This is a genomic window from Sagittula sp. SSi028, assembly GCF_048553715.1.
Lineage (GTDB): Bacteria > Pseudomonadota > Alphaproteobacteria > Rhodobacterales > Rhodobacteraceae > Sagittula.
Map to the genome: position 1 here is coordinate 230,724 of NZ_JBLZNC010000006.1, position 24,480 is coordinate 255,203.

The window sequence follows — 24,480 nt, forward strand, 5'->3', positions numbered from 1 at the left end:
GGCGTCTTTACCTGACGTGGCTTTGCGGCAAGTGGCGGGGTCTGTTGCGACTTTCGCGCCACAGCGGCCCGCTGTACCGTCAAGATTCTGGACAGCCCCCCCCTTTGTTCCGTATCCTGTCGCCAATCGTCGGACGAAAAACGATCCGGCAGCCCGAGGCAAATCAGAGTGTACCCCATGTTCCCCGAGCGGTTTTCGAACCTACCGGCCTATGCGTTTCCGCGTTTGCGCGCCCTGTTGGACGTGCATGAACCCGGTGGTGTGGTCCGTCATATGTCCATCGGCGAGCCGAAACACGCCTTTCCGCAGTGGATCACCGATACGCTGGTGCAGCATGCGCATGAGTTCGGACAGTACCCCGTCAACGAGGGGAACCCCGAGCTGCGCGGCGCGATCCGCGATTGGCTGTACCGGCGGTATGGCGTGCAGGTCGATCCCGATACGCAGGTGATGGCGCTGAGCGGATCGCGCGAAGGTTTGTACAACGCGGGCATGGCCCTGATCCCCGAGGTCAAGAATGGCGCGCGGCCTGTCGTTTTGATGCCGAACCCGTTTTACCCGGTGTATATGATCTCGTCGATTTCGGTGGGGGCGGAGCCGCGATTTGTGCCGGCCACATCCGAGACCGGGCATTTGCCGGATTTCGCCTCTGTCGGGGCGGAGGTGCTGAACCGCACGGCGGCCGTCTACATCTGCTCGCCGGCCAACCCGCAAGGGGCGATGGCAGACACGGCCTATTGGCGGGAACTGATCGCGCTGGCCGAACAGTATGATTTCCAGATCCTCGCGGATGAATGCTACGCCGAGATTTACCGTGACACGCCCCCCGTCGGCGTGCTGGAGGTCGCGCGCGATATGGGCGCCGACCCCGAACGGGTGGTGGCCTTTCATTCGTTGTCAAAACGGTCAAACCTGCCCGGGCTGCGGTCCGGCTTTGTCGCGGGTGGTCCTGAAACCATCGCGCGGATCAAGCAGCTGCGGTCCTATGCGGGCGCGCCGCTGCCCATGCCGATCCAGCGCGTGTCGGCAAAGCTTTGGGCAGAGGAAACCCATGTGACCGCCAACCGCGCGCTGTACGTGGAGAAATACGAACTGGCCGACCGGCTGCTGGGGCATATCGACGGCTATCTCAGCCCGCAGGCGGGGATGTTCCTGTGGTTGCCGGTGGAGGATGGCGAAGCCGCGACGCTGAAGCTTTGGACGCAGACCGGCGTGCGGGCATTGCCGGGGGCCTATCTGTCCAAGGATACGCCGCAGGGCAATCCCGGCCACGGCTACGTCCGTGTCGCGATGGTGGCGGACTACGAAGAAACAAAAGCTGGGCTGACCCTGATCCGGGACAGTCTCTACGCTCAACAATAAAAACACGAGGCGGAACAATGGCATCTTATCAGGTCAACCAGTCGAACAGGCGGCGCGATCCTCTGCTGGACAGCTCTACCCAAGAGGTGTTGGAGCGACGCGGGCGTGAGCTGGTTGGCGTGGTTCTGGTGGTTCTGGGCCTGATGGTCGGGGCGATGATCGCCTCCTATTCGCCGGACGATCCGTCGTGGCTGTCGGCCACAGATGCGCCGGTGCAGAACTGGATGGGCCGTCTGGGGGCCTATGTCGCCGCGCCGTTGTTCATGATTGTGGGGCTTGGGGCCTGGGCGCTGTCGGCCACACTGGTGGTCTGGGGGCTGCGGTTTGCCTTGCACAAGGTGCAGGGCCGTGCCTTTTCCTGTCTGATCTTCGCGCCGATCTGGATTGCTGTCTGTGCCATCTATGCCTCGGGTGTGCCGCAGGGGACAGGCTGGTCGCATCACTTTGGCCTTGGCGGGTTGTTTGGCGATATGGTCATGGGGTCGGCCCTGACTGCCCTGCCGTTGTCGCCTGCGATTGGTCTGAAATTCATGATGCTTGTTCTGGGTCTGGCGATCCTTGGCCTTGGCGTATTTGTGCTGGGCTTCACCCGTCCCGAGCTGCGGTTCCTTGGCCGGTTCCTGTTGGTGGGCGTTGTGATGACCTACGCCCAGATCGTGCGTCTGACCGGCAAAGGTGCCAGCGGGGCCTTGGGGGCTGCGCGTGATTTGCAGTCCCGCCAGTCTGAACGTCGCGCCACAAAGGCCGAAGCCACCGCATCGCGGGACGCCTATGCCTCGGCGCCCGCGGTGTCGCGGGTCCAACGTGCGGTGCCTGCGATGCAGGACAGCCTTGATGTGCCGTTGCTGGACGATGACGATTTCGGTGACATGCCCGGGCCCGAACCCAAGGCGGAAAAGGGCGGTTTTCTGGCGCGGATGCCGTCGCTGATGCGCCGGTCCGAACCCGCGCCCATGCCGGAACCCGAATTGGTCGAAACCCGCTTTGCCGAGGATGTGGATGCGCCCGCCCCTGACCGCATCAGCGCCAAGATCGCACATGCAGTGAAATCGCGCAGCCCGCAGGTGCCGCCGGTGGTGGCGCGCAAGGACGATCCCAGCAAGCCGCTGACACGGGGTCGGGGTCACGGGCCAAAGCCGCTGATCTTTAACCCCGCGCCGCGCCCCCATACGATCCCTGCCGAGCCGCCCTTGACCGCTGCCGTAGCGGGCCTGCCGCCTGAGCCGCCGGTGACCGCTTCTTACGCTGCCGCGCCGCCCGCCGAGTATGCCGCCCCGATGGATGCCTATGAGGCGCCGTTTGACGATGGTTTTGACACCCAGGCCTACGCGCCGGAGCCTGAGGTGGCGCAGGAATTGCCGCCGCTGACCGCATCGCGCGTCAGCCGTGGGGGCACGCAGGCCTCTGATGCGACCTCGCCGTTCGAGGCATCGCAGGATGAGTACGGTGATCTGTCGGACTTTGACGACTACGGTGCGTCCTACGATGACGGGGCAGACATGCAGGCCTACACGCCAGAGCCCGCTGTGCCCCCCGCACCGCCCATGCCTGCCGCGCCGGTGCAGCGTGCGCCTGCCGCCGCTCCCGTGCCCGAAGCCAAGAAAGTGGTGCAACAGCCGGTGCGCAAGCCCGTGCAACTGTCGACTCGCGCCAAGCTGGAAGCGCAGCCATCGCTCGGCTTCGAGGACAAACCGGCTGACTACGAATTGCCGCCGCTGAACCTGTTGATGTCGCCCGACCAGATCGAGCGCCACCACCTGTCCGACGAGGCGTTGGAAGAAAACGCCCGCATGCTGGAATCGGTGCTTGACGACTACGGCGTGAAGGGCGAGATCGTGTCGGTGCGTCCCGGTCCCGTGGTCACCATGTACGAACTGGAACCCGCACCGGGCCTGAAGGCCAGCCGCGTGATCGGTCTGGCCGATGACATCGCACGGTCGATGTCCGCCCTGTCGGCGCGTGTGTCCACCGTGCCGGGGCGGTCGGTGATCGGCATCGAACTGCCCAACGACAAGCGCGAGATGGTCTGCTTCCGTGAGATCCTTGCGGGTCGTGATTTTGGCGATGGCAACCACAAGCTGCCGTTGGCGCTGGGCAAGGACATCGGCGGTGATCCTGTCGTGGCCAACCTAGCCAAGATGCCCCACCTGCTGATCGCGGGGACCACCGGTTCGGGTAAATCCGTGGCCATCAATACCATGATCCTGTCGCTGCTCTATAAGCTGACGCCAGAGGATCTGCGTCTGGTGATGATCGACCCCAAAATGCTGGAACTGTCGGTCTATGACGGCATCCCGCACCTGTTGTCGCCTGTTGTGACCGACCCGAAAAAGGCGGTTGTGGCGCTGAAATGGGTCGTGGGCGAGATGGAAGACCGCTATCGCAAGATGTCCAAGATGGGCGTGCGCAACATCGACGGCTACAACAGCCGCGTGAAAGACGCGCTCGACAAGGGCGAGATGTTCGAGCGTACCGTGCAGACCGGCTTTGACGATGAAACGGGCGAACCCGTCTTCGAGACAGAGCAGATCGAGCCGAAGAAAATGCCCTATATCGTCGTGATCGTGGACGAGATGGCCGACCTGATGATGGTCGCGGGCAAGGAAATCGAAGCTTGCATCCAGCGTCTGGCCCAGATGGCCCGTGCCTCGGGTATCCACCTGATCATGGCGACACAGCGCCCGTCGGTCGACGTCATCACCGGCACGATCAAGGCGAACTTCCCGACGCGGATCTCCTTCCAGGTGACGTCGAAAATCGACAGCCGCACCATTCTGGGCGAGATGGGGGCAGAGCAGTTGCTGGGCATGGGCGATATGCTGTTCATGGCCGGTGGGGCCAAGATCACCCGCTGCCACGGCCCGTTCTGTTCGGATGAAGAGGTCGAGGAAATCGTGAACCACCTGAAGGCATTCGGCCCGCCGGACTACGTCGGTGGTGTGGTCGAAGGCCCGGACGAGGAAAAGGCCGACAACATCGATGCGGTTCTGGGTCTGAACACCGGCGGCAACACCGGCGGCGAGGATGCGCTGTACGATCAGGCGGTGGGCATCGTGATCAAGGATCGCAAATGCTCGACCTCCTATATCCAACGCAAATTGGGCATCGGCTATAACAAAGCCGCGCGACTGGTCGAACAGATGGAGGACGAGGGCGTCGTGTCGTCGGCCAACCATGTGGGCAAACGCGAGATTCTGGTGCCGGAACAGCAGTAACGGCGCGAGCCTAACGTTTCGAATGTGGATGAGGGCGGCGCGGCCGCCCTTTTTCATGGGCGGGCTGCGGCCAATAAAAAACGCGACAGGAGACCCTGCCGCGGTTTTGACGAAGACGGGCTGGCTTGCACGTGGCGGGCGAGCGTTTGGCTGGCTGGCGGGTGCTGGCTTGCTGGTCTTGATCTCTAGATAGCCGTTGAGCGCGCGGTTTTCAAGAATTAATGAATAAAAACAAATACTTGACTGTATTGGTCGGAATATCGCTGCGTAGCGATCCGTTACCGGTCAACCAATTGATACGTCTCATGAATCCCTGCCCGTGCAACAGCTTTCCGCCGATGGGGAGCTTTCCTTGCGCCTTAACCTTGATCCACGGGGGAGAGCGGACGATATCAGATAAAAGGCCGTAACCCGCCCGTGGTTATCGCATGTCACCGATGATTCGGGGACAGTGGGGCCGTAACGATACGAAAAGGACTGACATGATCCGTACCCTGATTGCCGCTGCTGCCATTGCCTGTGCTGCCGTGCCGTCTTATGCGCAGCAATTGTCGCTGAACGAGATCTCCAAATATCTTAACACGCTGCAAACGGTCAAAAGCCCCTTTACCCAGATCAACGCGGATGGGACGATTTCCACGGGTGAGATCGCGATCAAACGTCCCGGCAAGGCAAAGTTCGACTACAATCCGCCGGAGCGTGGTCTGGTTCTGGTCTCTGCCGGGTCTGTCTACATCATTGACCGCAAGCTGGGCGGGAACCCTGAGACCTACCCGCTGAACCAGACGCCGCTGTCGATCATTCTGGCCAACAATGTGAACCTTGCGACGGCAGGGATGGTCACGGGGCACTCCTATGACGGGACCGCCACGACGGTGACCGCGCAGGACCCCCAACGGCCGGAATACGGGTCGATCCAGATGAAATTCACCGGCAATCCGGTGGAGCTGCGTCAGTGGATCATCACCGACGGCGACGGCACCAAGACCACAGTGGTTCTGGGCGGTCTGGAAAAGACGTCGATCCCAACAAGCCAGTTCCTGATCGACACCGTACTGCAGTAAGCAACCGCTCGAAAAAAAAGCCCCCCGACGCGCCTGCATCGGGGGGCTTTTCGTTTGCAGCCTAGCGTGCGTAACGGCAGGTACGCAGTTGTTGGCTGTAGGTCACCGCGCGGGACCCAACCTCGGAGGAGACGCGCAGCAGCCATGCCTTGGAGTTATAGGAGCCACGGCGATAGCCGGTCCGTCCCTCGTGATAGGCAAGGTAGTGGTTGCGTGCGTCCCACATGGGGATACCGAGCTGTTCGTTGGATTTCTTCATATACCAGCCCATGAAGTCCGTCGCGTCGTGGATATTGTCGCGACGTGCGCCCCGGCGCCCCTTTTCGTTCAGGTATTCGTCCCAGGTGCCATCCAGCGCCTGACTGTACCCGAAGGCCGAGCTTTGGCGACCAATCGGGATCACCCCCAGCGAATAGCGCAGCGGGGTGCGGGCATCCGAATCGAATTTGGATTCTTGGTAAATTGTGGCCATCTGGACGTGCACCGGAACGCCCCAGCGACGTTCGGCAGCCTTGAAGGCGCGGTAATAGGTCGGGCGCTGCTGGAGAATCGAACAGGCATTATCCAGATTGTTGGGGGACGTGCCGGAACCACCGCCTCCCCCGCAGGACGCAACCAAAAGTAATATCACCAGCGCGCGAAAGAGTCTGCTCATGTGCCTCTCGCGTCATTTGTTTTTCATTGCGAACATTTTAACGCAACTCTGGCTAAGTGGAAATCACAATTCACGAGGACTGGCGGGGAATTGCAGGCGCTGCGGTGGGGAATAGGGTGCCCTAACGTCATCCAACTGTTTGTCGGGTCACGACAATGTGTTTCTGGCGAATCTTTGGCAATAGTTGGACAAAGGGGGCTGGGCTTCGATACTATAGGGCCAGATCAAAGGTGGAGCTTATGCTGAAGACACGTGCAAAATATCACCTGGGACAGGTTGTCCGGCATCGCAAACATCCGTTTCGCGGTGTGGTGTTTGACGTGGATCCGGAATTCGCCAACACCGAGGAATGGTATGAATCCATCCCCGAGGAAGCACGCCCTGCCAAGGGGCAGCCGTTTTACCATCTGCTCGCAGAAAATGACCAAAGCTTTTACGTGGCTTACGTGTCCGAGCAGAACCTTGTGGCCGATTATTCCGGCGAGCCGGTCGACCACCCTGACATTCCCGACCTGTTCGGCAAATTCAACGATGGCAGCTACGAGCTGCATTTCGCGTTGAACTGATTCTCTCTCGCTCTCTCGTAGCAAGCCGAAGGCGGTCCTTTACAGGGCCGCCTTTAGCTTTTGCAGAAAGCAGTCGATGTCCGCATCCGTCAGGTTCCAGTCGCAAACCAGTCGCCCGCGCACCATGTCATCGGGACCGGCGTGGGCCGCGCGCATGTCGTAATACATCGCCCCTTCGGCCTGCAGCGCATCATGGATGCGGCGTGGTGCCTGAAAGTAGATCAGATTGGCAGGCGTCTGCGTCAGAATCTCGATGCCTTCGGCGCGCAGCCCCGCGACCAACCGCGCACAGCGGTCATTGGCGGATTGCGCCAGCGTCAGCCACAGACCGTCCCTGAGATAGCCGTTCATCTGCGCCGCGAGGTAGCGGTGTTTGGACAAAAGATGCCCTGACCGCATCCGGCGGAAGGGCAGGCCCTGCGCCCGCGCGGGATCAAAGAAAATCACCGCTTCCACCGCCATGCAGCCGTTTTTCGTGCCGCCGAAGACCGCCACGTCGACGCCCGCTTTCCACGTCATCTCCGCGGGGGTGCAGCCCAGATGGGCGCAGGCATTGGCGAACCGCGCGCCGTCCAGATGCACCAGCAGGCCGTTGTCATGGGCCTGTTTGGCCAGCGCCCTGATCTCGTCCAGCGTATAGACATTGCCGCGCTCGGTCGTGTTGGTCAGCGACAGCGCGCCGCGATCGAATTGATGCACGTCGCCGGTGTTCCAAAAGGACAGCGCATCGGACAGGGCGGCGGGGGTGATCTTGTCGTCTTTGCAGACCGGCACCAGTTTGGCCCCGCCGCTGTAGAATTCCGGCGCGCCGCATTCATCCACGTGGATGTGGGCCAGACCGGAGCAATAGACCGCCTGATAGGGCTGGACGATTGTCGCCAGCGCCAAAGCGTTGGAGGCGGTCCCCCCCGGCATCAGGAAAACTTCGGCCTCCGGCGCCTCGAACAGATCCCGCAGGGCCGCACGCGCGGCGGTGGTGTGCGGATCATTGCCGTAGCCGTGGTGGTAGCCGGTGTTGGCCTCTGCCATGGCTTGCATCACTTGCGGGTGCACCGTTCCGGAGTTGTCAGAGGCAAAGAACATGGGCGGGCTCCTATTGATGGGGGTGGCGGCTCACTGCGGCTCGTCGATGATGTGGTCTTCCCAATCTTCATCGTCGATGTCGAATTCCGGGACGGTCATGCCCTGCATGGACACGCCCGCGCGGTGAACGCTTTCGGGATCGCCAGAGACCAGCGGATGCCACGGGTACAGCGGTTTGTTGTTCCACAGCAGCTTGTAGGCGCAGGTTTCCGGCATCCAGTACAGGTGCTGGGGCAGGTTGTCCGCCGACAGCACGATACATTCCGGCACGAACTGGTGGCGGATGGGATATTGCGCGCAGCGGCAGGTGGCATCGTCGAACAGCCGACAAGCGATGCGGGTCAGGGCGACCTCGGCGGTGTCCTCGTCCTCGAGCTTGTTCATGCAGCATTTGCCACAGCCGTCACACAGCGCTTCCCATTCGTCTTTGGACATCTCTGTCAGACGTTTGGATTCCCAGAAACGGGGCGGCAGATCGGGGCGGGCGATGGGGTCGGTCACAGCGCGGCCAAAATGCTGCGGGCCTGCGCGCAATCCGCATCCATCTGTGTAATCAGCGCCTGCAGCCCGTCAAATTTCAGCTCCGGGCGGAGATATTCGACCAGCCCCACAGACAGGGTGCTGCCGTAAAGATCGCCGGTAAAGTCGAACAGGAAGGTTTCGATATTGGGAACCTCGCCGTTGAACATCGGGCGCACACCGATGGAGGCCGCGCCATGATAGCTGCCCTTATGCGGGCCGTCGCGCACGTCCACCAGCACCGCATAGACGCCGAATTTCGGCGGGTGCAGCCCCTCGATTGACATGTTCGCGGTGGGATAGCCCAACTCGCGGCCGCGTTGTTCGCCGCCGATCACCATGCCTTCGATGCGGTGCCAATGGCCCAGAAGCTGCGCGGCATCGCGGGGGCGGCCCTCGGTCAGCGCATGGCGGATCGCGGTTGAGGAGACCACCAGACCGTCTGTCTGCATCAGGTCGGCCACAGTCACGGTAAAGCCCATCTCGGCGCCATAGCGGGTCAGTTCTGTCACGGTGCCGGCACGGCCTTTGCCGAAACAGAAATCGGCCCCCACCACCACATTGCGCAGGCCCAGCCCTTTGCAGATGACACGTTCTGCAAATTCGCGCGGCGACAGCGACGCCATCGCGGTGTTGAAATTCAGCTGATACAGCACATCCACGCCCAGCTTTTCCAGCCGCGCGGCGCGGGCCTCGGCGCTCATCAGGCGGAAGGATGGGGCATCGGGGGCAAAGTATTCGCGCGGGTGCGGCTCAAAGGTCATCACGCCCAATGGCGCATCGGGCAGCACCTTACGGGCCAGCGCGATGATGCCCTGATGGCCCCGGTGGACCCCGTCGAAATTGCCGATGGCCGCGCTGGCGCCACGGTCCTCGGCTTGGGTGTATTGGTAATCTCTGACGATGCGCATAGCTTCGCAGTTAGAGCATTCGCGCCAAAGGGGAAACCGATTTTCTTGCGCTTTTTCATCGCGCAGGGGCGGTTGTTCAGAATGCGCCTGCGATGCGGGCAATGCCCTCGGCGATGCGGTCGCGGGCAATAGAGCTGTATCCCAAACGGTAGTGATTGCGCGGCGCGTCCGGCCCGGCAAAGAACGGCTGGCCCGGTTCGATCAACACGCCTTGGGCGCGCAAGGTCTGCGCCACTTCTGCCATGTCGCAGCCCTCTGGCCCGCGCATCCACAGGGCAGAGCCGCCATGCGGCGCCATGCCTGCGATGGTCAGCCCGTGTTCGTTGGCGGCGCGCTCTATCTCGGCGCGGCGGTCGGCCAGCGCGCGTCCGATCCGGCGGACCAGCGTGTCGTAATGGCCCAAGGATAGAAACCGCGCGACGGTGCGTTGCGTATGTCCGGGCGGGTGCCGCAGGACAGAGGCGCGCAGCGCACGGGCCTCGCGGATAAAGGGGGCGGCCCCCACCAGATAGCCAAGCCGCAAACCGGGGAAGAGCGATTTGGAAAAGCTGCCCACATAGATCACCCGCCCCGCATCATCGAGACTTTTGAGCGCGGGCGACGGGGGTTTGAGATAGGCCATCTCGAATTCGTAGTCATCCTCGATCACCAGCGCATCCAAGTCGGCGGCGCGGTCCAGCAGCGCGGTGCGGCGTGCCATCGGCAGCGTTGTCGAGGTGGGGCATTGATGGCTGGGGGTGGTGTAGATGACCCGCGTGCCTTGCGGGATCGCGTCAGGCGGCAGGCCATCCGCGTCCACAGGGATCGGGGTAAGCTCCGCATGCACCTGATGCAGCAGGCGGCGCGTTGTGGGGTAGGCGGGATCTTCGACCGCCACCTTTTGGCCGCGCGCCAGCAGTTGGGTCGCCAGCCACAGGGCATTCTGTGCGCCCAGCGTGATCAGGATTTCGTCGGGATGGACGTGGATGCCCCGCCGCGGCAGGATCTGGCGGGCGATAAATTCGACCAACTCGGGATCGTCGGCGTCGAATTGATCCTGCGTCAGGGCGTTGAAATCCCGCGCCCCCAAGGCCTGCATTGCACACAGCCGCCAGTTGGCGTGATCGAACAATGTCGGATCCACCTGACCGTAGACAAAGGGGTAGGGGTAGCGCGCCCAATCCGCAGGTCGTCCCATGTCAAAGGCCGGCCCATCAGCATAGCGCTGTGTCAGCTTTTGCGGCCAGTCGACGGTGCCCGCCTGTGGGCGCGGCGGGGCAAAGCGCGGCGGTTCCGGCGCCTCGTCCGAGACATAATACCCCGACCGCCCCCGCGCCGACAGGTAATCATTGGCGACCAGTTCGGTATAGGCGGCGCTGACGGTGATGCGGCTCACGCCCAGATGGCGCGCCAAGGCACGGGTCGAGGGCAGCTTTTCCCCACGTGCGAACCGCCCCGACAGGATGCCCTGCGCCACCATCTGCTGGATGCGCGCATGCAGCGTGCCCTGCGCATCGCGCGATAGATGGAAAACTTCGACAGGGATGGAGGCCATGGGATCAGCTTATTGTCGCAGCACCGCGCACGCAATCCGGCGCGCAGGGCGTCAGGTCGGCGTGCGTTCCCCGAAGATGGCAGAGCCCACGCGGATATGTGTCGCGCCAAAGGCAATCGCCTGCTCGAAATCGCTGCTCATGCCCATAGACAGGCCGGACAGCCCATTGCGCGCGGCGATCTTGGCCAGCAGGGCGAAATGCAGCGACGGAGTTTCGTCCACCGGGGGGATACACATCAGCCCGCGCACGGGCAGATCCAGCGCGCGGCATTCCGCGATAAAACCATCGGTCTCGGCGGGCAGAACGCCTGCTTTTTGCTCCTCGGCGCCGGTGTTGACCTGCACGAACAGGTCGGGGCAGGCGCCGGTTTCCTGTGCCAGCCGCGCGATGGCCTGCGCCAGCTTGGGGCGGTCAACCGAATGGATCGCGTCAAAGAACCCCATAGCGGCGCGCGCCTTGTTGCTTTGCAGCGGGCCGATCAGATGCAGTTCGATCCCGTCGAATTGGTCTTTGAACGGGGGCCAGCGGTCCTGAGCCTCTTGGACGCGGTTCTCGCCATAGACGCGGTGGCCCTCGGCCAGTACGGCCTCGACACGGTCGGCGGGCTGCACCTTGCTGACAGCGATCAGTTGCACATCGGCACGGTCGCGCCCGGCGTCGGAACAGGCCTTTGCGATGCGCGTTTCAATATCTGTCAGTCCCATGGCGTGTCTCCCCAAGCGGTGATGAACGGGGCCAGTTCATCCGCATATCTGCGCCATGCGGCCCGGCGTCCGGTGTGGATCGGTTGGCGCACCTGCGCCAGACTAAGCGTTTTGACGCTGGTGTTTTGCGTGTGAAAGGCAAGGCAGCGATCATCCCACAGCAGGCCTGCGGCGTCGATCAACGCGCGCGCCTGAGGGTCGGGATCGCTGACCAGATCCTCGTAATGGATGGTGTGAATGCGTCCGGGCATCTGCTCCTGCCACCACGCGACCTGCGCGCGAAAGGCTTTGATCTCCGTGGCGATGTGGCCAAGGTCATTGGCGTAGCGGTGCGTGCCGAGCCGAAAGGCATTGCGGTAGATCGACAGGGCGATGTCGCGCGGATCGCGGTGCACCACGATCAGCCGCGCCTGTGGCAGACAGGCGGCAATCAGGCCAAAGATCAGCTGGCTGCGAATGGATTTATCGGTGACCACCCCTTGTGTGGCCTGCGTTTCGCGGCGCACCAAACGGGCGTAGCTGTCGGCAAAGGCTGTGCGTTGGTCGGCAAGGATGGCATCAAGATGCGGCATCTGATCGGCCGTCCCGAAAAGCCTGCGGGATTCGCGCAAGGCGTGTCCCATCTCGCCACCGGCTGTGGCCTGCGGATGCGCCGCGATGATCTGCTCCACCAGCGTTGTGCCGGAGCGGGGCATTCCGGTGACAAACACGGGCGACAGCTCTGCCGTGTCCGTTGGCGGCGAGAGATCCGCCCCGTCCTGGGCGCGCTGATAGGCCTGCCATTCCGCCGCGCGGGCATCCATGTCGGCGGGGGCCAGACGGGCCTGTGCTGCATTCGCCGCGTCCAGATAGCGGAACACCTGATCGTTGGCGCCTGTGTCCTCGGCCGCCTTGGCCAGCGCGAAGCCAAGGTTCATACGGCCATGATCGTTCAGACGCTTGTCCGACCACAGCTTGCGCGCCTGCGCCAGCAGCGGCTCCCCCTTGAACGCCTTGGTCACCGCAAAGAGCATGCGATACAGCTCGCTTTCCTGCGGGTGCTTTTTCAGCAGTTTGCGCAGCAGCGTTTCCGCCTCGTCAAAGCGCCCGTGGCGTTGCAGGGCCAGCGCCTTGTCCGCGCGGGGCTTGATGTCCTTGGGGGCCAGCGCGATGCGCGCATCATGCAGGGCCAGCACGCGGTCGGTGTCCCCCAACAGGTCAAAGATCTGGAGGGCCAGATCGATAAGGGCAGGGCTGTCGGGGCGTTTGGTCAGGGCGGCGTCAATGGCCTTGGCCGCGGCGGGACTGTCGCCAAGACGGTCGAGCGCGCGGGCGAGTTGGAAATTCACCTCGGGCGCATGGCCGGTGGGCAGCAGCAGACTGCGCAACAGGGCGGCGGCCTTATCGGGCTGGCCGGTGCGGATCATGGACTGGGCCTGATCGAACTGCGCCTTGATCTGAGAGGGGGTCATGCCGGTCCTGACTGTGTCATGCCCCGTGCTTGAACCAAAAGAAAAGAGCGGACGCAAGCGCCCGCTCTTCCCTAAGCCGAATGGCTGGTGTCCTTAGAAGGACATTGCCAGACCCAGCGAGAAGTTGTCACGCTCTTCGCCGTCAGCGTAACCAGCCTGAACTGCCAGACCGCCGCCGAGGTCGTAGGTCGCAACCAGTGCGTAACCGTCGGTCTCTTCGCCGTCCACGTCATAGACGCCGTAGTTGGCGGCCAGACCCAGAGCGTTCATTTCGTAACCCAGACCGATGCCGGTGTAAGTCTGCTCTTCCAGACCTGCGCCCCATGCTTCGGAGTAGTTCACAGCAACTTTCAGGCCGTTGGCCAGAGTTGCGTCTGCGGACACGCCGAGGATCTCGTCGTACTGAGCAACGCCATCGTTCTCGTCGTCACGGGTCTGGTAACCCAGGCCCAGGCCAACTGCGGTGCCAGCGAAGTCTGCGGTGTACTTCACACCAACGCCGTAAACAGCGTCGTCGTCGCCATCGTCGTCCATTTCAGCGGAGATCGCAGCTGCGAAGTCAGCGAAGGAGTAGGTTGCGCGAGCAACTTGACCGTCGAAGGTGCCGTCGAAGCCGGAGTTGCCGTTGTAGCCGGCGTGATCGGTTTCGGTGTCGTCGATGGTGCCGCCGACCAGAGCAGTTTCCTGCAGGGCCCAGTCGAATGCGCCGTCGGTGTCGCCCATGTCCAGACGTGCGTTGCCGTAGGCCAGGAACCAGGTTGCGCCGTCATCGTCTTGGCCGTTCAGTGTGTTGTCGCCCTCGTCGAGGTCGATTTTCGCACCGAAGGTCAGGCCGTTGTCTGCTTCGCCGGTCATGGTGAAGACGACTTCGACGTCGGTGAAGAACTGGGTTACGCCGCTGTCATCGGAAGCAGTTGCATAACGCTCACCGCCGACGATACCAACTTCTGCGGAGCCGGAGACAGTCACTTCTGCTGCGGCTGCGCCTGCAAAACCGACCAGTGCGGTGGTCGCGAACAGGATGTTTTTCATTGTTTCCCTCATGTGTTCAAAGGCACGTACCAAGCCGTTGCCGGCTGTGATGACGTTTCTATGCGCCCCCCGACCCTTTGTTTGCAAGCCGGACCAAAACCGCAGCGGTCCAAAGCGAATTTGTGATGCGCAATTGCCACAAGGTTTGCGTCGGTCCGGTTTTATTACATAGAATTGGGCAGAAACCTGCCGACGACTGATGGGTTGCCGGTGACGGGCTGTCGCATTAATGAAATGGCAACAGGCATTCTCGGTGGGAGTAGATAACATGACACAGCGTCCCGCGTCCGCGCGTATTTTGCTGGGCACAGGCATGGCGGTGATGCTGCTGGCCACGGCCTCTTGTGGTTTGACCGGCAATCGCGGCACCCGCGCCCCGGTTGAGACCCCGACATCGGACGAAATCCTTGCCGAGACGGCAGAGCGTGAAGGTACGGCCCGTGGGCGGTCACGCTCTACCCTTGCGGATCTGTTCAAGCCACGTGGCGATCAGGGGCAGATCGGTGCGGTGAACAAATACATCTGGACCGCGTCGCTGGAGGTTCTGAATTTCCTGCCTGTGGAAACAGTCGACCCCTTCACCGGCGTGATTACCACGGGCTTTGGTACGCCTCCGGGTGGCGGTCAGGCCTATCGCGCCACCATTCTGGTGAATGATCCGGCGCTGGATGCGCGGTCCTTGAACCTTGCGCTGATGACACGCAGCGGTCCGGCCTCTGCATCGACCGTGCGCGCGATCGAGGATGCGATCCTGACCCGCGCGCGCCAGCTGCGCGCCCGTGACGCCAAGCTGTAAGGCCTCGGCCATAGCGCGACCCAAACCCGGCCCCATGGCCGGGTTTTTTATGCGCTAGTCGCGGACCGGGCGCGGTTGCGTCTGTGCAAGACGCGCGACCCAGTCCAGATGCTGGGGCAGGCAGATGCGCGACAGGTCATAGTTTTCCTGCACATAGCGTCGCGCCGTCTGTCCCAGTCGCGCGCGTCGGGGCGCATCGTCCAGCAGCGCATCCAGTTTGGCGACCAAAGCATCGCGGTCAAAGAAATCCACCATCACGCCGTTTTCGTCCTCGGTCATGACTTCGCGCACGGGGGCTGTGTCGCTGGCCAGAATGGCACAGCCTGCTGACATGGATTCCAGCAAGGACCACGACAGAACGAACGGATATGTCAGATAGACATGCACCGTGCTGATTTGCATCATCGCCAGAAAGCGGTCGTAGGGCACGCGGCCCAGAAAATGCACCCGGTTCCAATGCGGGGTGGGGATGCGGCCACGCACCTCGTCGATATAGATCTGTTTCCAGGTCTGCCCTTTCGGGGGTTTGGCACCATAAGACGTCTCGTCCCCGCCCAAAATCACCACATGCGCATTGGGCCGCTGTTTTAGAATGTCCGGCAGGGCGCGCATAAAGACATGGTAGCCGCGATAGGGTTCGAGGTTGCGATTGATAAAGGTGATAACCTCGTCATCTCGCGTCAGGGTCAGATCATCCGAAACGCTTAGCGCGGCATTGTCAGAAGGGCGCACCAGATCGGTGTCGATGCCGTCGTGGGCCACGGTGATGCGGTCCTGCCAATGGTCGGGGAAGGTGTCCGCCTGAAAGCGGGTTGGCGATATGCCCGCATCCATAATCTCCTCATGCAGGCGGTTGTTGAGGTTCTTCATGCGGATGCGCAGGATGTCCGCTTCGGGGGATTTTGACGGAAATTCCGGGTCAAAGCCGATGAACGGGTAGTCCGTCAGGTGGTAGAGTTCACAGTACAGCCCCAGTCGGGCATTGGGCCAGATGTCCTTGAGAAACATGGATTCGCCCCAGCCGTGGTGGGCGCAGATCACATCGGGTTCAAAGCCCTGCGCCTTCAGCCCCTTGGCTCCGCGATAGCAGGAGGTGGCGCGCAGCAGTTTTGTCTCAAAGTCCGCCAGCCACGGGTGCATGTTGGGGGTGCTTTGCCCGTGGATCTGGTAGGGGACGATCTGCACCCCTTGCCAGACTTGCGGCTCTTTGACCTTGCAGGTCAGCGCGATGACCTGATGGCCCTGCTTCACCAGCGCGGGGGCGAGGTGTTTGTACTGGCCCGGAAAGTTCTGGTGGATCAGCAGGATTTTCATGACGGTTCTCGGTACTGTTTGCGCAGTAGTGGCATGCACAAGCCACATGTCCAAGAGGCGGCGCGGCAAAGCCCGACAGGGGTTGCGCCAAAGGCGCAGCAGGCTACGCTCGGCGCGTCAGAATATACGAGGCACAGATGCGGGTTCTGTTTCACTGCGGTTTCCATAAAACCGGCACGTCCAGTGTTCAGGCGGCGCTGTCTGCCGTGCGACCGATGCTGCCTGCCGATGTGGGGATCGTTTTGCAGCCGGACATCCCCCGCCTGTGCGAGATGGCGCGCGCTTTATCGGTCGAGCCTGACAGTGATCTCGGGGCGTTCGAGACGCTGGCGTCAGAGCGGTTGTTCGACCTTGGCACGGGCAGGGCTTTGCTGGTGATCTCTGCCGAGGATCTGGGCGGGCTGTTGCCGGGGCGGCGCGGCCTGACCCGCTATGCCCGCACGGCGGATCTGATGGTGTGTTTGCACCGCGCCTGTGTGGCAGCCTTCGGGGCAGAGGTCGAGGTGGCCTACTATTTCTCGACCCGTGATGCAGCGCCGTGGCTGGCAAGCCTGTGGTGGCAGAACCTGCGCAGCACGCGGATGACGCTGGATGCCGCAACATTCGCCGAGACCTTTCAGACGGCCGCAGACTTAACCGCGATTGTGGATGAGGTGCGCGCGGCGCTGCCCGTCTGTCAGGTCCATTATCAGGCCTTGGAGGATTGCGCAGACCAACCGGCCGCGCCGCTGCTGCGTTTGGCGGGGTTGGACGCGCTCTTGCCGCATCTGCCTGACGCCCGCGCCAACGCGCGCCCGCAGGCCGAGGGCATCGCCGATGTGTTCCTTGCGCTCAATCGATCCGGCCTGCCGGACGGCTTTGTGCGCGAAACCAAGAAATCCGTTCTGCGCAAGCTGCGGCGCATGTCGCAGGGCTAAGCGGGCCAAGCGCCTCTGGACGATTGCGCACGCAGGCCGTATCACGCCCAACAACACCCGCACGTTTACCGACCGGAGGCCCGCATGTCGCGTTACGACCCCGCCAGCATCGAACCGAAATGGCAGCAAGCCTGGGAAGAGGCGGGCACATTTGTGGCCCGCCGGGATGGCGACAAGCCGAAATATTACGTGCTCGAGATGTTCCCCTATCCGTCGGGGCGCATCCATATCGGCCACGTGCGCAACTACACCATGGGCGATGTGATCGCGCGTTACAAACTGTCGACCGGCCATAACGTGCTGCATCCGATGGGCTTTGACGCCTTTGGCATGCCTGCGGAAAACGCCGCAATGGCATCGGGCGGCCACCCCAAGGACTGGACCTACGGCAACATCGAAACGATGGTCGGCCAGATGAAGCCTTTGGGCTTTGGTCTGGACTGGTCGCGCATGTTCGCCACCTGTGATCCCGAATACTATGGTCAGCAGCAGGCGCTGTTCATCGACATGCTGTCCGAGGGACTGGTTTACCGCAAGAACGCGGTCGTGAACTGGGACCCTGTCGACATGACTGTTCTTGCCAACGAGCAGGTGATTGACGGCAAGGGCTGGCGGTCTGGTGCCGAGGTCGAGCGCAAGGAGCTGACCCAGTGGTTCTTTAAAATCTCCGACATGTCGGGAGAGCTGCTGGACGCGCTGGACGGTCTCGACGACTGGCCGGCGAAGGTGAAGACCATGCAGGCCAACTGGATCGGCCGCTCGCGCGGGTTGCAGTTTGCGTTTTCGACCGTGGATGCCCCCGAAGGGCATGACCGCATCGACGTATACACCACCCGTCCCGATACGCTGATGGGCGCGTCCTTTGTCGGGCTGTCGCCGGATCATCCGCTGACGCGCGCGCTGGAAAAGGACAACCCCGAACTGGCCGCTGCCGTGGCCGAGATGCGCAAGGGCGGCACCACCGCAGAGGCATTGGAAAAGGCCGAGAAGCTGGGCTTTGACACCGGCATCCGCGTGCGCCATCCCTTTGATACGGCGTGGGAATTGCCGGTCTATGTGGCGAATTTCATCTTGATGGACTACGGCACGGGCGCGATCTTTGGCTGTCCCGCACATGACCAGCGCGACCTTGATTTCGCGCGCAAGTATGATTTGCCGGTGCGCACGGTCTTTGGCCCCGCGATGGGCGAGGACGGCACATTCATCCAGCCCGAAGACGGCGGTCCCGCCTATGTGCCGGTGAAGCAGGAAACCGTGCGCTACATCCGTGGCTTTGCGGGGGAAGAGGCGCAGACCGGCGATGCCGCTGTCGATGCGGCCATCGATTTCTGCGAAGCCAATGGCGTGGGGCAGGGGGTGACCAAATACCGCCTGCGCGATTGGGGTCTGTCGCGGCAGCGCTACTGGGGCTGTCCGATCCCCGTGGTGCATTGTGACGCCTGTGGTGTGGTGCCCGAGAAAAAGGAAAACCTGCCCATCGCGCTGCCTGATGATGTGTCCTTCGACATTCCGGGCAACCCGCTGGACCGGCACCCCACGTGGCGTGACTGTGCTTGCCCGTCTTGTGGTGCGCCTGCCAAGCGTGAAACCGACACGATGGACACCTTTGTCGATTCGTCGTGGTATTTCGCGCGGTTCACCGCACCGCGTGCGGAGACACCCACCGACAAGGCCGAGGCCGAATATTGGATGAATGTCGACCAGTATATCGGCGGCATCGAGCACGCGATCTTGCACCTGCTGTATTCGCGCTTCTTCGCGCGGGCGATGATCAAGACCGGCCACCTGCCGGAAAAGGCCGCCGAGCCTTTTAATGCCTTGTTCACCCAAGGCATGGTGACCCACGCGATCTACCAGACCCGCAACGCCGAAGGCCGCCCGGTCTACCACTACCCCGAGGATGTCGAACTGCGCGACGGCAAGGGCTTTCTGACAGATGGCACCGAGGTGGAGATCATCCCCTCCGCCAAAATGTCGAAGTCCAAGAACAACGTGGTCGACCCGATGCAGATCATCGCGACCTATGGCGCCGACACCGCGCGCTGGTTCGTGCTGTCCGACAGCCCGCCAGAGCGTGACGTGGAATGGACCGCCTCCGGCGCCGAGGCTGCGGCCAAGCATCTGGGGCGCGTCTACCGGATTGCAGCGGATATCGCCGCCTCTGACGTGCCGGAGACCAAAGAAGACGCAGCGCTTTTGAAGGAAACGCACAAGGCCATTCAGGACGTGACCGCAGGGGTCGAAACCTTTGGCTTCAACGCGGCGATTGCGAAACTGTATGGCTTTACCTCCGCGCTGTCGAAATCGCGCGCGGGAACCGAAGCCAAACGCTTTGCCGCGCGGACGCTGGCGCAGTTGATGTCACCGATGACCCCGCACCTGTCCGAAGAAATCTGGCAGATGCTGGGTGGTGAAGGGCTGATCGCCAACGCGGCGTGGCCGGTGGCTGACAATGCGATGCTGGTCGAGGATTCCGTGACGCTGCCCATTCAGGTGAATGGCAAACGCCGTGGCGAATTGGACGTACCCAAGGACATGCCCAAGGAAGAGGTTGAAAAGCTGGTGCTGGCGCACGAAGCTGTGGTGAAGGCCCTCGACGGGGGCCAGCCGAAAAAGCTGATCGTGGTGCCGGGGCGGATCGTGAATGTGGTCATCTAAACCAAAAACAAAGACTGGCGCGGCGGGGATGACCCGCCGTGCGTTGCTGGTTGTTGCGGCGGCGTCGCTCGCCGCCTGTGGCTTTACGCCGGTGTACGGGCCGCAGGGTGCTGGTGGGGTTTTGCTGGGCAATGTCGATCTGCCCGAGGCGCGCGGTGACGCCCAGTATGAATTCAACCTGCGTTTCGAGGACCGGCTTGGCCGCGCCGATGCGGATGCGCTGTTTGGTCTGGCGACACAGTTGCAGATGACCTCCAGCAGCGTGGGCATTAACTCGGATGGCAGTTCAACGCGGACGCGGCTGATCGGGCGGGCAGTGTACACACTGCGAGAGACGGCGACGGGCCGGGTTTTGCATGAAGGGCGGACCACCGCCTTCACCGGTTATTCCACGACCGGCACGACGGTTGCCACCACGGCGGCCAGTCGCGATGCCCGCGAACGGCTGATGAGCATTCTTGCCGATCAGGTGGTCGACGACCTGCTGCTGCATAGCTCTGATCTGGATGTGACCGGGTCCGGTTCATGAAGCTGTCGCCCCGCGATGCCGAAGGGTTCTTTCGCAATCCTGACCCGAAGGTGCCCGGTGTTCTGATCTACGGCGAGGACACGATGCGCGTCGCGATGAAGCGTGCGCAGGTGGTGGCCGCCTTGATCGGGCCGGAGGGCGAGGCCGAGATGCGCTTTACCCGCCTCAACGGGGCCGAGCTGCGCAAGGACAAAGCCGCCCTGTTGGATGCTGTGAAGGCGCAGGGGTTCTTTCCCGGAGCGCGCGCTGTTCTGGTCGAAGAGGCCGCCGATGGCACCACAGAGGCGATCAAGACCGCTTTGGGGGATTGGCGCGAGGGCGATGCCACGATCATCGCAACCGCCGTTGCGCTGGCGACAAAATCCTCTTTGCGCAAGCTGTTCGAGACCCACCGCAGTGCTTTGTGCGCCGCGCTCTACAGCAACGCGATGACCCGGTCCGAGATCGAGGATGAGCTCAAGCGCGCGGGGATCGCGGAGGTGGGGCGCGATGCTATGGGCGCGCTCGAAGTGCTGGGTCGCGAGCTGACACCAGGGGATTTCCGCCAGACGTTGGAAAAGGTCGCGCTCTACAAGCTCAACGACACCGCGCCCCTGTCCGTCGAAGAGGTGGAGCTGAATGCGCCTGCCTCAGTCGAGGCGGCGATGGACGATGTGTTTAACGTCGTGGCCGAAGGGCGCACTGCCGAAATCGCGCCGCTGATGCAGCGTTTGACGGGGCAGGGGGTGGCGCCTGTGACCCTGATGATCATGGGCGCGCGCCATTTCCGCACGCTGTATGCGCTGTCCTCGGCCCAGGGCGGCCCTGCGGCGGCCATCGGTCGTATGCGTCCGCCGATCTTTGGCCCGCGCCGCGACCGCGTGCTGCGTCAGGCCCAAAGCTGGAGCACGGCGCGGCTGGAAGATGCGATGACGCTGTTGATGGACACGGACCTGACTCTGCGCTCTGCGGGTCAAAAGGCTCCGGCCATGGCCCTTGTGGAGCGCGCCTTTGTGCGGCTGGCCTATATGGCGGGGCGGCGCTAGAGCACACCGCCCGTTCTGATATCACCCGCGATCGGTGACGTTCTCTTTGAACGCTTTTTCAAAGGCGGCCTGCTTCTCTGGGCTGGCCTCTGTCTGGTTGAGGTCCCGCCATGTGTCGTAGGGCATGCCGTAGAACGCCTCGCGGCCTTCTTCTTTGGTCATGTCGATGCCGCGCGCGTTGGCGGCCTCCTGATACCAGCGGCTCAGGCAGTTGCGGCAAAACCCTGCAAGGTTCATCAGGTCGATGTTCTGCACATCGGTCCGGTCCAGCATCAGGTGCTGTTGCAGGCGGCGAAAGGCTGCGGCTTCAAGCTCGATCCGGGTCTGGTCGTCCATCTGGTGTCCTTTTGTGCTGGTGCGGCTTTTACGGGCAGCCGCATTCTAACGGATCATTATATGACGGGGGTGTCATGGTGTCGTTATCCGTGCCGCGCTACACCTAGGACAAACACCGCATGATGAAAATGGCGGATCAGACGCAGGCTTACGTTGCGTGCCTTGTACAAATAGGCGATAAGCCCGCGTGTTAGCGGTAACCCGTGGGAGGAGGCCGCAAAAGGATATGCAGGCCTTCGGGCCGCTGAGCCGTTGTACGAAAGAAGGGCAGGGACTGATGAAACGCGACCGTAACGTAAAGATCGTGGCCACCTTGGGGCCTGCGTCCTCAACTTACGAAATGATTCGTGCATTGCACGAAACCGGTGCCGATGTGTTCCGCCTGAACATGTCGCACGGCACCCACGAGGAAATCGCCGAGCGTCACAAGATCATCCGTCAGGTGGAAAAGGATCTCGACAGCCCGATCGCCATTCTGGCCGACCTTCAGGGGCCGAAACTGCGCGTCGGCGAATTCGCCAACGGCTCCGAGGAACTGGAGTGGGGCGCAGGCTTCCGTCTGGATCTGGATGAAACGCCGGGTGACGTGAACCGCGTGCAGCTGCCGCACCCCGAGATTTTCGCAGCGCTTGAACCGGGCGCGACCCTGCTGGTCAACGACGGCAAGATCCGCCTGCGCGTCACCGACTGCAGCAAGGAGCACGCGCAGTGCACCGTCGAGGCGGGCGGGACCATTTCCAACCGCAAGGGCGTGAACGTTCCCGACGTTATTCTGCCGCTGGCGGCCCTGTCCGACAAGGACCGCGCGGATCTGGAATTCTCCTGTGCGCTGGGCATCGACTGGCTGGCGCTGTCTTTTGTGCAGCGCCCCGAGGACATGGAAGAGGCGCGCAAACTGGTCGGTGGCCGTGCCGCTGTTCTGGCCAAGATCGAAAAGCCGTCGGCTGTCGAAAACTTCGACGCCATCCTGAAGGCCTCTGACGGGATCATGGTGGCGCGCGGCGATCTGGGCGTGGAGCTGCCGGTGCATTCCGTGCCGCCGATCCAGAAGCAGCTGGTGCGCAAATGCCGTGCCGCCGCCAAGCCGGTGATTGTGGCCACGCAGATGCTGGAATCCATGATCGAAAGCCCGATGCCCACCCGCGCCGAGGTGTCCGACGTATCCGGTGCGATCTACGAGGGCGCGGATGCGGTCATGCTGTCGGCGGAATCTGCGGCGGGCCAGTACCCGATCGAAGCCGTCTCCACCATGCACAACGTCGCCGTGTCGGTTGAAAGCGATCCGACCTACCGCGATGTGATCGAGGCCTCGCGCACCGCCGCACGCCACACCATCGCCGATGGCATCGTGGCCGCTGCGCGCGAGATCGCGGAAACCACCGAGATCAAGGCAATCTGTTGCTTCACCGCATCAGGCACCACAGCGGCGCTGACCGCCCGCGAACGCCCGCGCGTGCCGATCATCGCCATGACACCGCAGCGCGGCACCGCGCGCCGTCTGGCGCTGCATTGGGGCGTGCACTGTGTCATCGCAGGCGAGCTGGAGCGGTTCAAACAGGCGGTTGTGAACTCTGCCCGCGCGGCGCGTGCGCTGGGTTTCGCAACCGAGAACGACCAGATCGTCGTCACCGCTGGTGTGCCGTTCAACCAGGCGGGCACCACGAACATTCTGCGGGTTGCGCCCTGTGACGAGCGCCTGATCTTCCGCACCGACCCAGAATAATTAACTGTCGCTTAGCGATGAAAGACTCCGTGTCCGGCGTGGCGCGGGGTCTTTTGCTGTCTTGGGGGTTGCTGCCGCCGGGGATCAGGGGGACTGTATCCGCTGTAACGCGTGTTGTCATTTGCCGGAGCTCGAAGATGGATCCTGATACCGCCCTGATATCCGGGGCCTTTCTTCTTATCCTGTCCGTGCCGTCGCTTCTGGCGGCATGGGCGAACGAGCGCTTCCCCTTTGTTGGTCTGCTGCTTTTGATTGGCGGACTTGGCCTTGGCATCTGGGCGTGGCAAGAGACCGGCGGCTACACGGCAGACCAGATGCCAGAGGTTTTCTTCCGCGTTCTGGGCCGGATCTGGAACTAAGCCGCGAATCCCCTTGTCAAAACCCGATCCCCTGCGTATACGGCGCGCTCTAACCGCGCGTCCGGCCTTCTTTGGCATGCCGAGTCGCGTAAAGAACGGAGATCCGAAATGCCCAAGATGAAGACAAAGTCGAGCGCCAAAAAGCGCTTCAAGGTCACAGGGACCGGCAAGGTCCTCGCTGGTCAGGCTGGCAAACGCCACGGCATGATCAAGCGCCACAAGAAATTCATCCGCGACGCGCGCGGCACGACCACCCTGTCGGCCCCCGACGCCAAGATCGTCAAGGGCTACATGCCCTACGACCGCTAATCGCCAGCTAGAGGAGATACGATATGTCCCGAGTCAAAGGCGGTACCGTCACCCACGCGCGCCACAAGAAAATCATCGACCAGGCCAAAGGTTACTACGGCCGTCGCAAGAACACCTTCAAGGTGGCGGCGCAGGCAGTCGATAAAGCCAACCAGTACAAGACACGCGACCGCAAGAACCGCAAGCGCCAGTTCCGCGCGCTGTGGATCCAGCGGATCAACGCTGCTGTCCGTGCCTATGACGAATCGCTGACCTATTCGCGCTTCATCAACGGCCTGTCCAAGGCTGGCATCGAAGTCGACCGTAAGGTTCTGGCCGATCTGGCCGTGCACGAGCCCGATGCGTTCAACGCAATCGTTGCTCAGGCAAAAGGCGCTCTGGAAGCGGCTTAAGCCTCTTTTAGACCCTACAGCTTAC

The 24,480-nt window shown here is 62.5% G+C and carries 23 protein-coding genes; 13 read left to right on the forward strand and 10 right to left on the reverse strand.

What is annotated here, in order from left to right; all coding sequences use genetic code 11:
- The first annotated feature begins 177 nt into the window (after window positions 1-177).
- The 3 genes from ACN5AZ_RS13480 (at window position 178) to ACN5AZ_RS13490 (ending at window position 5,641) form a co-directional block, all read left to right on the forward strand.
- On the forward strand, window positions 178-1,362 hold the full coding sequence (locus tag ACN5AZ_RS13480; RefSeq protein WP_419429477.1) for an aminotransferase class I/II-fold pyridoxal phosphate-dependent enzyme: 1,185 nt from the start codon (window positions 178-180) through the stop codon (window positions 1,360-1,362).
- 17 nt (window positions 1,363-1,379) lie between these two features.
- A complete protein-coding gene (locus ACN5AZ_RS13485; RefSeq protein WP_419429402.1) occupies window positions 1,380-4,577 on the forward strand; it encodes a DNA translocase FtsK in 3,198 nt (1,065 codons plus the stop codon).
- Between the two features lie 482 nt (window positions 4,578-5,059).
- Complete coding sequence (locus tag ACN5AZ_RS13490; RefSeq protein WP_419429403.1) at window positions 5,060-5,641, forward strand: LolA family protein; 582 nt, start codon at window positions 5,060-5,062, stop codon at window positions 5,639-5,641.
- Between the two features lie 61 nt (window positions 5,642-5,702).
- Here ACN5AZ_RS13490 and ACN5AZ_RS13495 read toward each other — a convergent pair whose 3' ends face one another.
- On the reverse strand, window positions 5,703-6,296 hold the full coding sequence (locus ACN5AZ_RS13495) for a lytic transglycosylase (RefSeq protein ID WP_419429404.1): 594 nt from the start codon (window positions 6,294-6,296) through the stop codon (window positions 5,703-5,705).
- 239 nt (window positions 6,297-6,535) lie between these two features.
- Here ACN5AZ_RS13495 and hspQ point away from each other — a divergent pair, with 239 nt between their 5' ends.
- Window positions 6,536-6,862 (forward strand): heat shock protein HspQ, encoded by a 327-nt coding sequence (gene hspQ / locus ACN5AZ_RS13500; protein WP_419429405.1) that lies wholly within the window; start codon window positions 6,536-6,538, stop codon window positions 6,860-6,862.
- Window positions 6,863-6,901: 39 nt separating this feature from the next.
- Here the strand turns inward: hspQ and ACN5AZ_RS13505 are convergent, their stop codons facing one another.
- The 7 genes from ACN5AZ_RS13505 to ACN5AZ_RS13535 all read right to left on the reverse strand — a co-directional run bounded on the left by ACN5AZ_RS13505 (window position 6,902) and on the right by ACN5AZ_RS13535 (window position 14,097).
- The gene (locus ACN5AZ_RS13505; protein ID WP_419429406.1) at window positions 6,902-7,945 is read right to left on the reverse strand and encodes a threonine aldolase family protein; all 1,044 of its coding nucleotides are present in this window, start codon (window positions 7,943-7,945) and stop codon (window positions 6,902-6,904) included.
- A gap of 30 nt (window positions 7,946-7,975) precedes the next feature.
- Window positions 7,976-8,446, reverse strand: coding sequence for a YcgN family cysteine cluster protein (locus tag ACN5AZ_RS13510; protein WP_419429407.1), 471 nt, complete (start codon window positions 8,444-8,446; stop codon window positions 7,976-7,978).
- Window positions 8,443-9,375 (reverse strand): bifunctional riboflavin kinase/FAD synthetase, encoded by a 933-nt coding sequence (locus tag ACN5AZ_RS13515; protein ID WP_419429408.1) that lies wholly within the window; start codon window positions 9,373-9,375, stop codon window positions 8,443-8,445. Before ACN5AZ_RS13515 ends, ACN5AZ_RS13510 begins: the two co-directional genes overlap by 4 nt.
- A 76-nt stretch (window positions 9,376-9,451) precedes the next feature.
- Window positions 9,452-10,909 (reverse strand): PLP-dependent aminotransferase family protein, encoded by a 1,458-nt coding sequence (locus tag ACN5AZ_RS13520; RefSeq protein ID WP_419429409.1) that lies wholly within the window; start codon window positions 10,907-10,909, stop codon window positions 9,452-9,454.
- A 51-nt stretch (window positions 10,910-10,960) separates the two neighbouring features.
- Window positions 10,961-11,614, reverse strand: a complete 654-nt coding sequence (locus ACN5AZ_RS13525; RefSeq protein WP_419429410.1) for a YggS family pyridoxal phosphate-dependent enzyme — start codon at window positions 11,612-11,614, stop codon at window positions 10,961-10,963.
- On the reverse strand, window positions 11,605-13,065 hold the full coding sequence (locus ACN5AZ_RS13530; RefSeq protein ID WP_419429411.1) for a tetratricopeptide repeat-containing sulfotransferase family protein: 1,461 nt from the start codon (window positions 13,063-13,065) through the stop codon (window positions 11,605-11,607). Before ACN5AZ_RS13530 ends, ACN5AZ_RS13525 begins: the two co-directional genes overlap by 10 nt.
- A 93-nt stretch (window positions 13,066-13,158) precedes the next feature.
- On the reverse strand, window positions 13,159-14,097 hold the full coding sequence (locus tag ACN5AZ_RS13535; RefSeq protein ID WP_419429412.1) for a porin: 939 nt from the start codon (window positions 14,095-14,097) through the stop codon (window positions 13,159-13,161).
- 268 nt (window positions 14,098-14,365) lie between these two features.
- On the opposite strand from ACN5AZ_RS13535, the gene ACN5AZ_RS13540 reads away from it, so the two are divergent.
- Entirely contained in the window at window positions 14,366-14,893 is a 528-nt protein-coding gene (locus tag ACN5AZ_RS13540) for a DUF3576 domain-containing protein (RefSeq protein ID WP_419429413.1), read from the forward strand.
- 54 nt (window positions 14,894-14,947) lie between these two features.
- Here the strand turns inward: ACN5AZ_RS13540 and ACN5AZ_RS13545 are convergent, their stop codons facing one another.
- Complete coding sequence (locus ACN5AZ_RS13545) at window positions 14,948-16,207, reverse strand: glycosyltransferase (protein ID WP_419429414.1); 1,260 nt, start codon at window positions 16,205-16,207, stop codon at window positions 14,948-14,950.
- Between the two features lie 137 nt (window positions 16,208-16,344).
- Here ACN5AZ_RS13545 and ACN5AZ_RS13550 point away from each other — a divergent pair, with 137 nt between their 5' ends.
- The 4 genes from ACN5AZ_RS13550 to holA all read left to right on the forward strand — a co-directional run bounded on the left by ACN5AZ_RS13550 (window position 16,345) and on the right by holA (window position 21,336).
- The gene (locus ACN5AZ_RS13550; RefSeq protein WP_419429415.1) at window positions 16,345-17,124 is read left to right on the forward strand and encodes a hypothetical protein; all 780 of its coding nucleotides are present in this window, start codon (window positions 16,345-16,347) and stop codon (window positions 17,122-17,124) included.
- Between the two features lie 84 nt (window positions 17,125-17,208).
- The gene (leuS, locus tag ACN5AZ_RS13555; RefSeq protein WP_419429416.1) at window positions 17,209-19,782 is read left to right on the forward strand and encodes a leucine--tRNA ligase; all 2,574 of its coding nucleotides are present in this window, start codon (window positions 17,209-17,211) and stop codon (window positions 19,780-19,782) included.
- 28 nt (window positions 19,783-19,810) lie between these two features.
- Window positions 19,811-20,311, forward strand: coding sequence for an LPS assembly lipoprotein LptE (gene lptE / locus ACN5AZ_RS13560; RefSeq protein ID WP_419429417.1), 501 nt, complete (start codon window positions 19,811-19,813; stop codon window positions 20,309-20,311).
- The gene (gene holA, locus ACN5AZ_RS13565; protein WP_419429418.1) at window positions 20,308-21,336 is read left to right on the forward strand and encodes a DNA polymerase III subunit delta; all 1,029 of its coding nucleotides are present in this window, start codon (window positions 20,308-20,310) and stop codon (window positions 21,334-21,336) included. Before lptE ends, holA begins: the two co-directional genes overlap by 4 nt.
- Window positions 21,337-21,357: 21 nt before the next feature.
- On the opposite strand, the gene ACN5AZ_RS13570 is transcribed toward holA, so the two are convergent.
- Window positions 21,358-21,672, reverse strand: a complete 315-nt coding sequence (locus ACN5AZ_RS13570; protein WP_419429419.1) for a DUF1244 domain-containing protein — start codon at window positions 21,670-21,672, stop codon at window positions 21,358-21,360.
- 277 nt (window positions 21,673-21,949) lie between these two features.
- On the opposite strand from ACN5AZ_RS13570, the gene pyk reads away from it, so the two are divergent.
- The 4 genes from pyk to rplT all read left to right on the forward strand — a co-directional run bounded on the left by pyk (window position 21,950) and on the right by rplT (window position 24,455).
- Window positions 21,950-23,395: a pyruvate kinase gene (pyk, locus tag ACN5AZ_RS13575; protein ID WP_419429420.1), complete on the forward strand. Its 1,446-nt coding sequence runs from the start codon at window positions 21,950-21,952 to the stop codon at window positions 23,393-23,395.
- A 137-nt stretch (window positions 23,396-23,532) separates the two neighbouring features.
- On the forward strand, window positions 23,533-23,754 hold the full coding sequence (locus ACN5AZ_RS13580; RefSeq protein WP_419429421.1) for a hypothetical protein: 222 nt from the start codon (window positions 23,533-23,535) through the stop codon (window positions 23,752-23,754).
- A 108-nt stretch (window positions 23,755-23,862) separates the two neighbouring features.
- Complete coding sequence (rpmI, locus tag ACN5AZ_RS13585) at window positions 23,863-24,063, forward strand: 50S ribosomal protein L35 (RefSeq protein WP_419429422.1); 201 nt, start codon at window positions 23,863-23,865, stop codon at window positions 24,061-24,063.
- A gap of 23 nt (window positions 24,064-24,086) precedes the next feature.
- Entirely contained in the window at window positions 24,087-24,455 is a 369-nt protein-coding gene (rplT, locus tag ACN5AZ_RS13590; protein WP_419429423.1) for a 50S ribosomal protein L20, read from the forward strand.
- Window positions 24,456-24,480: the final 25 nt, after the last annotated feature.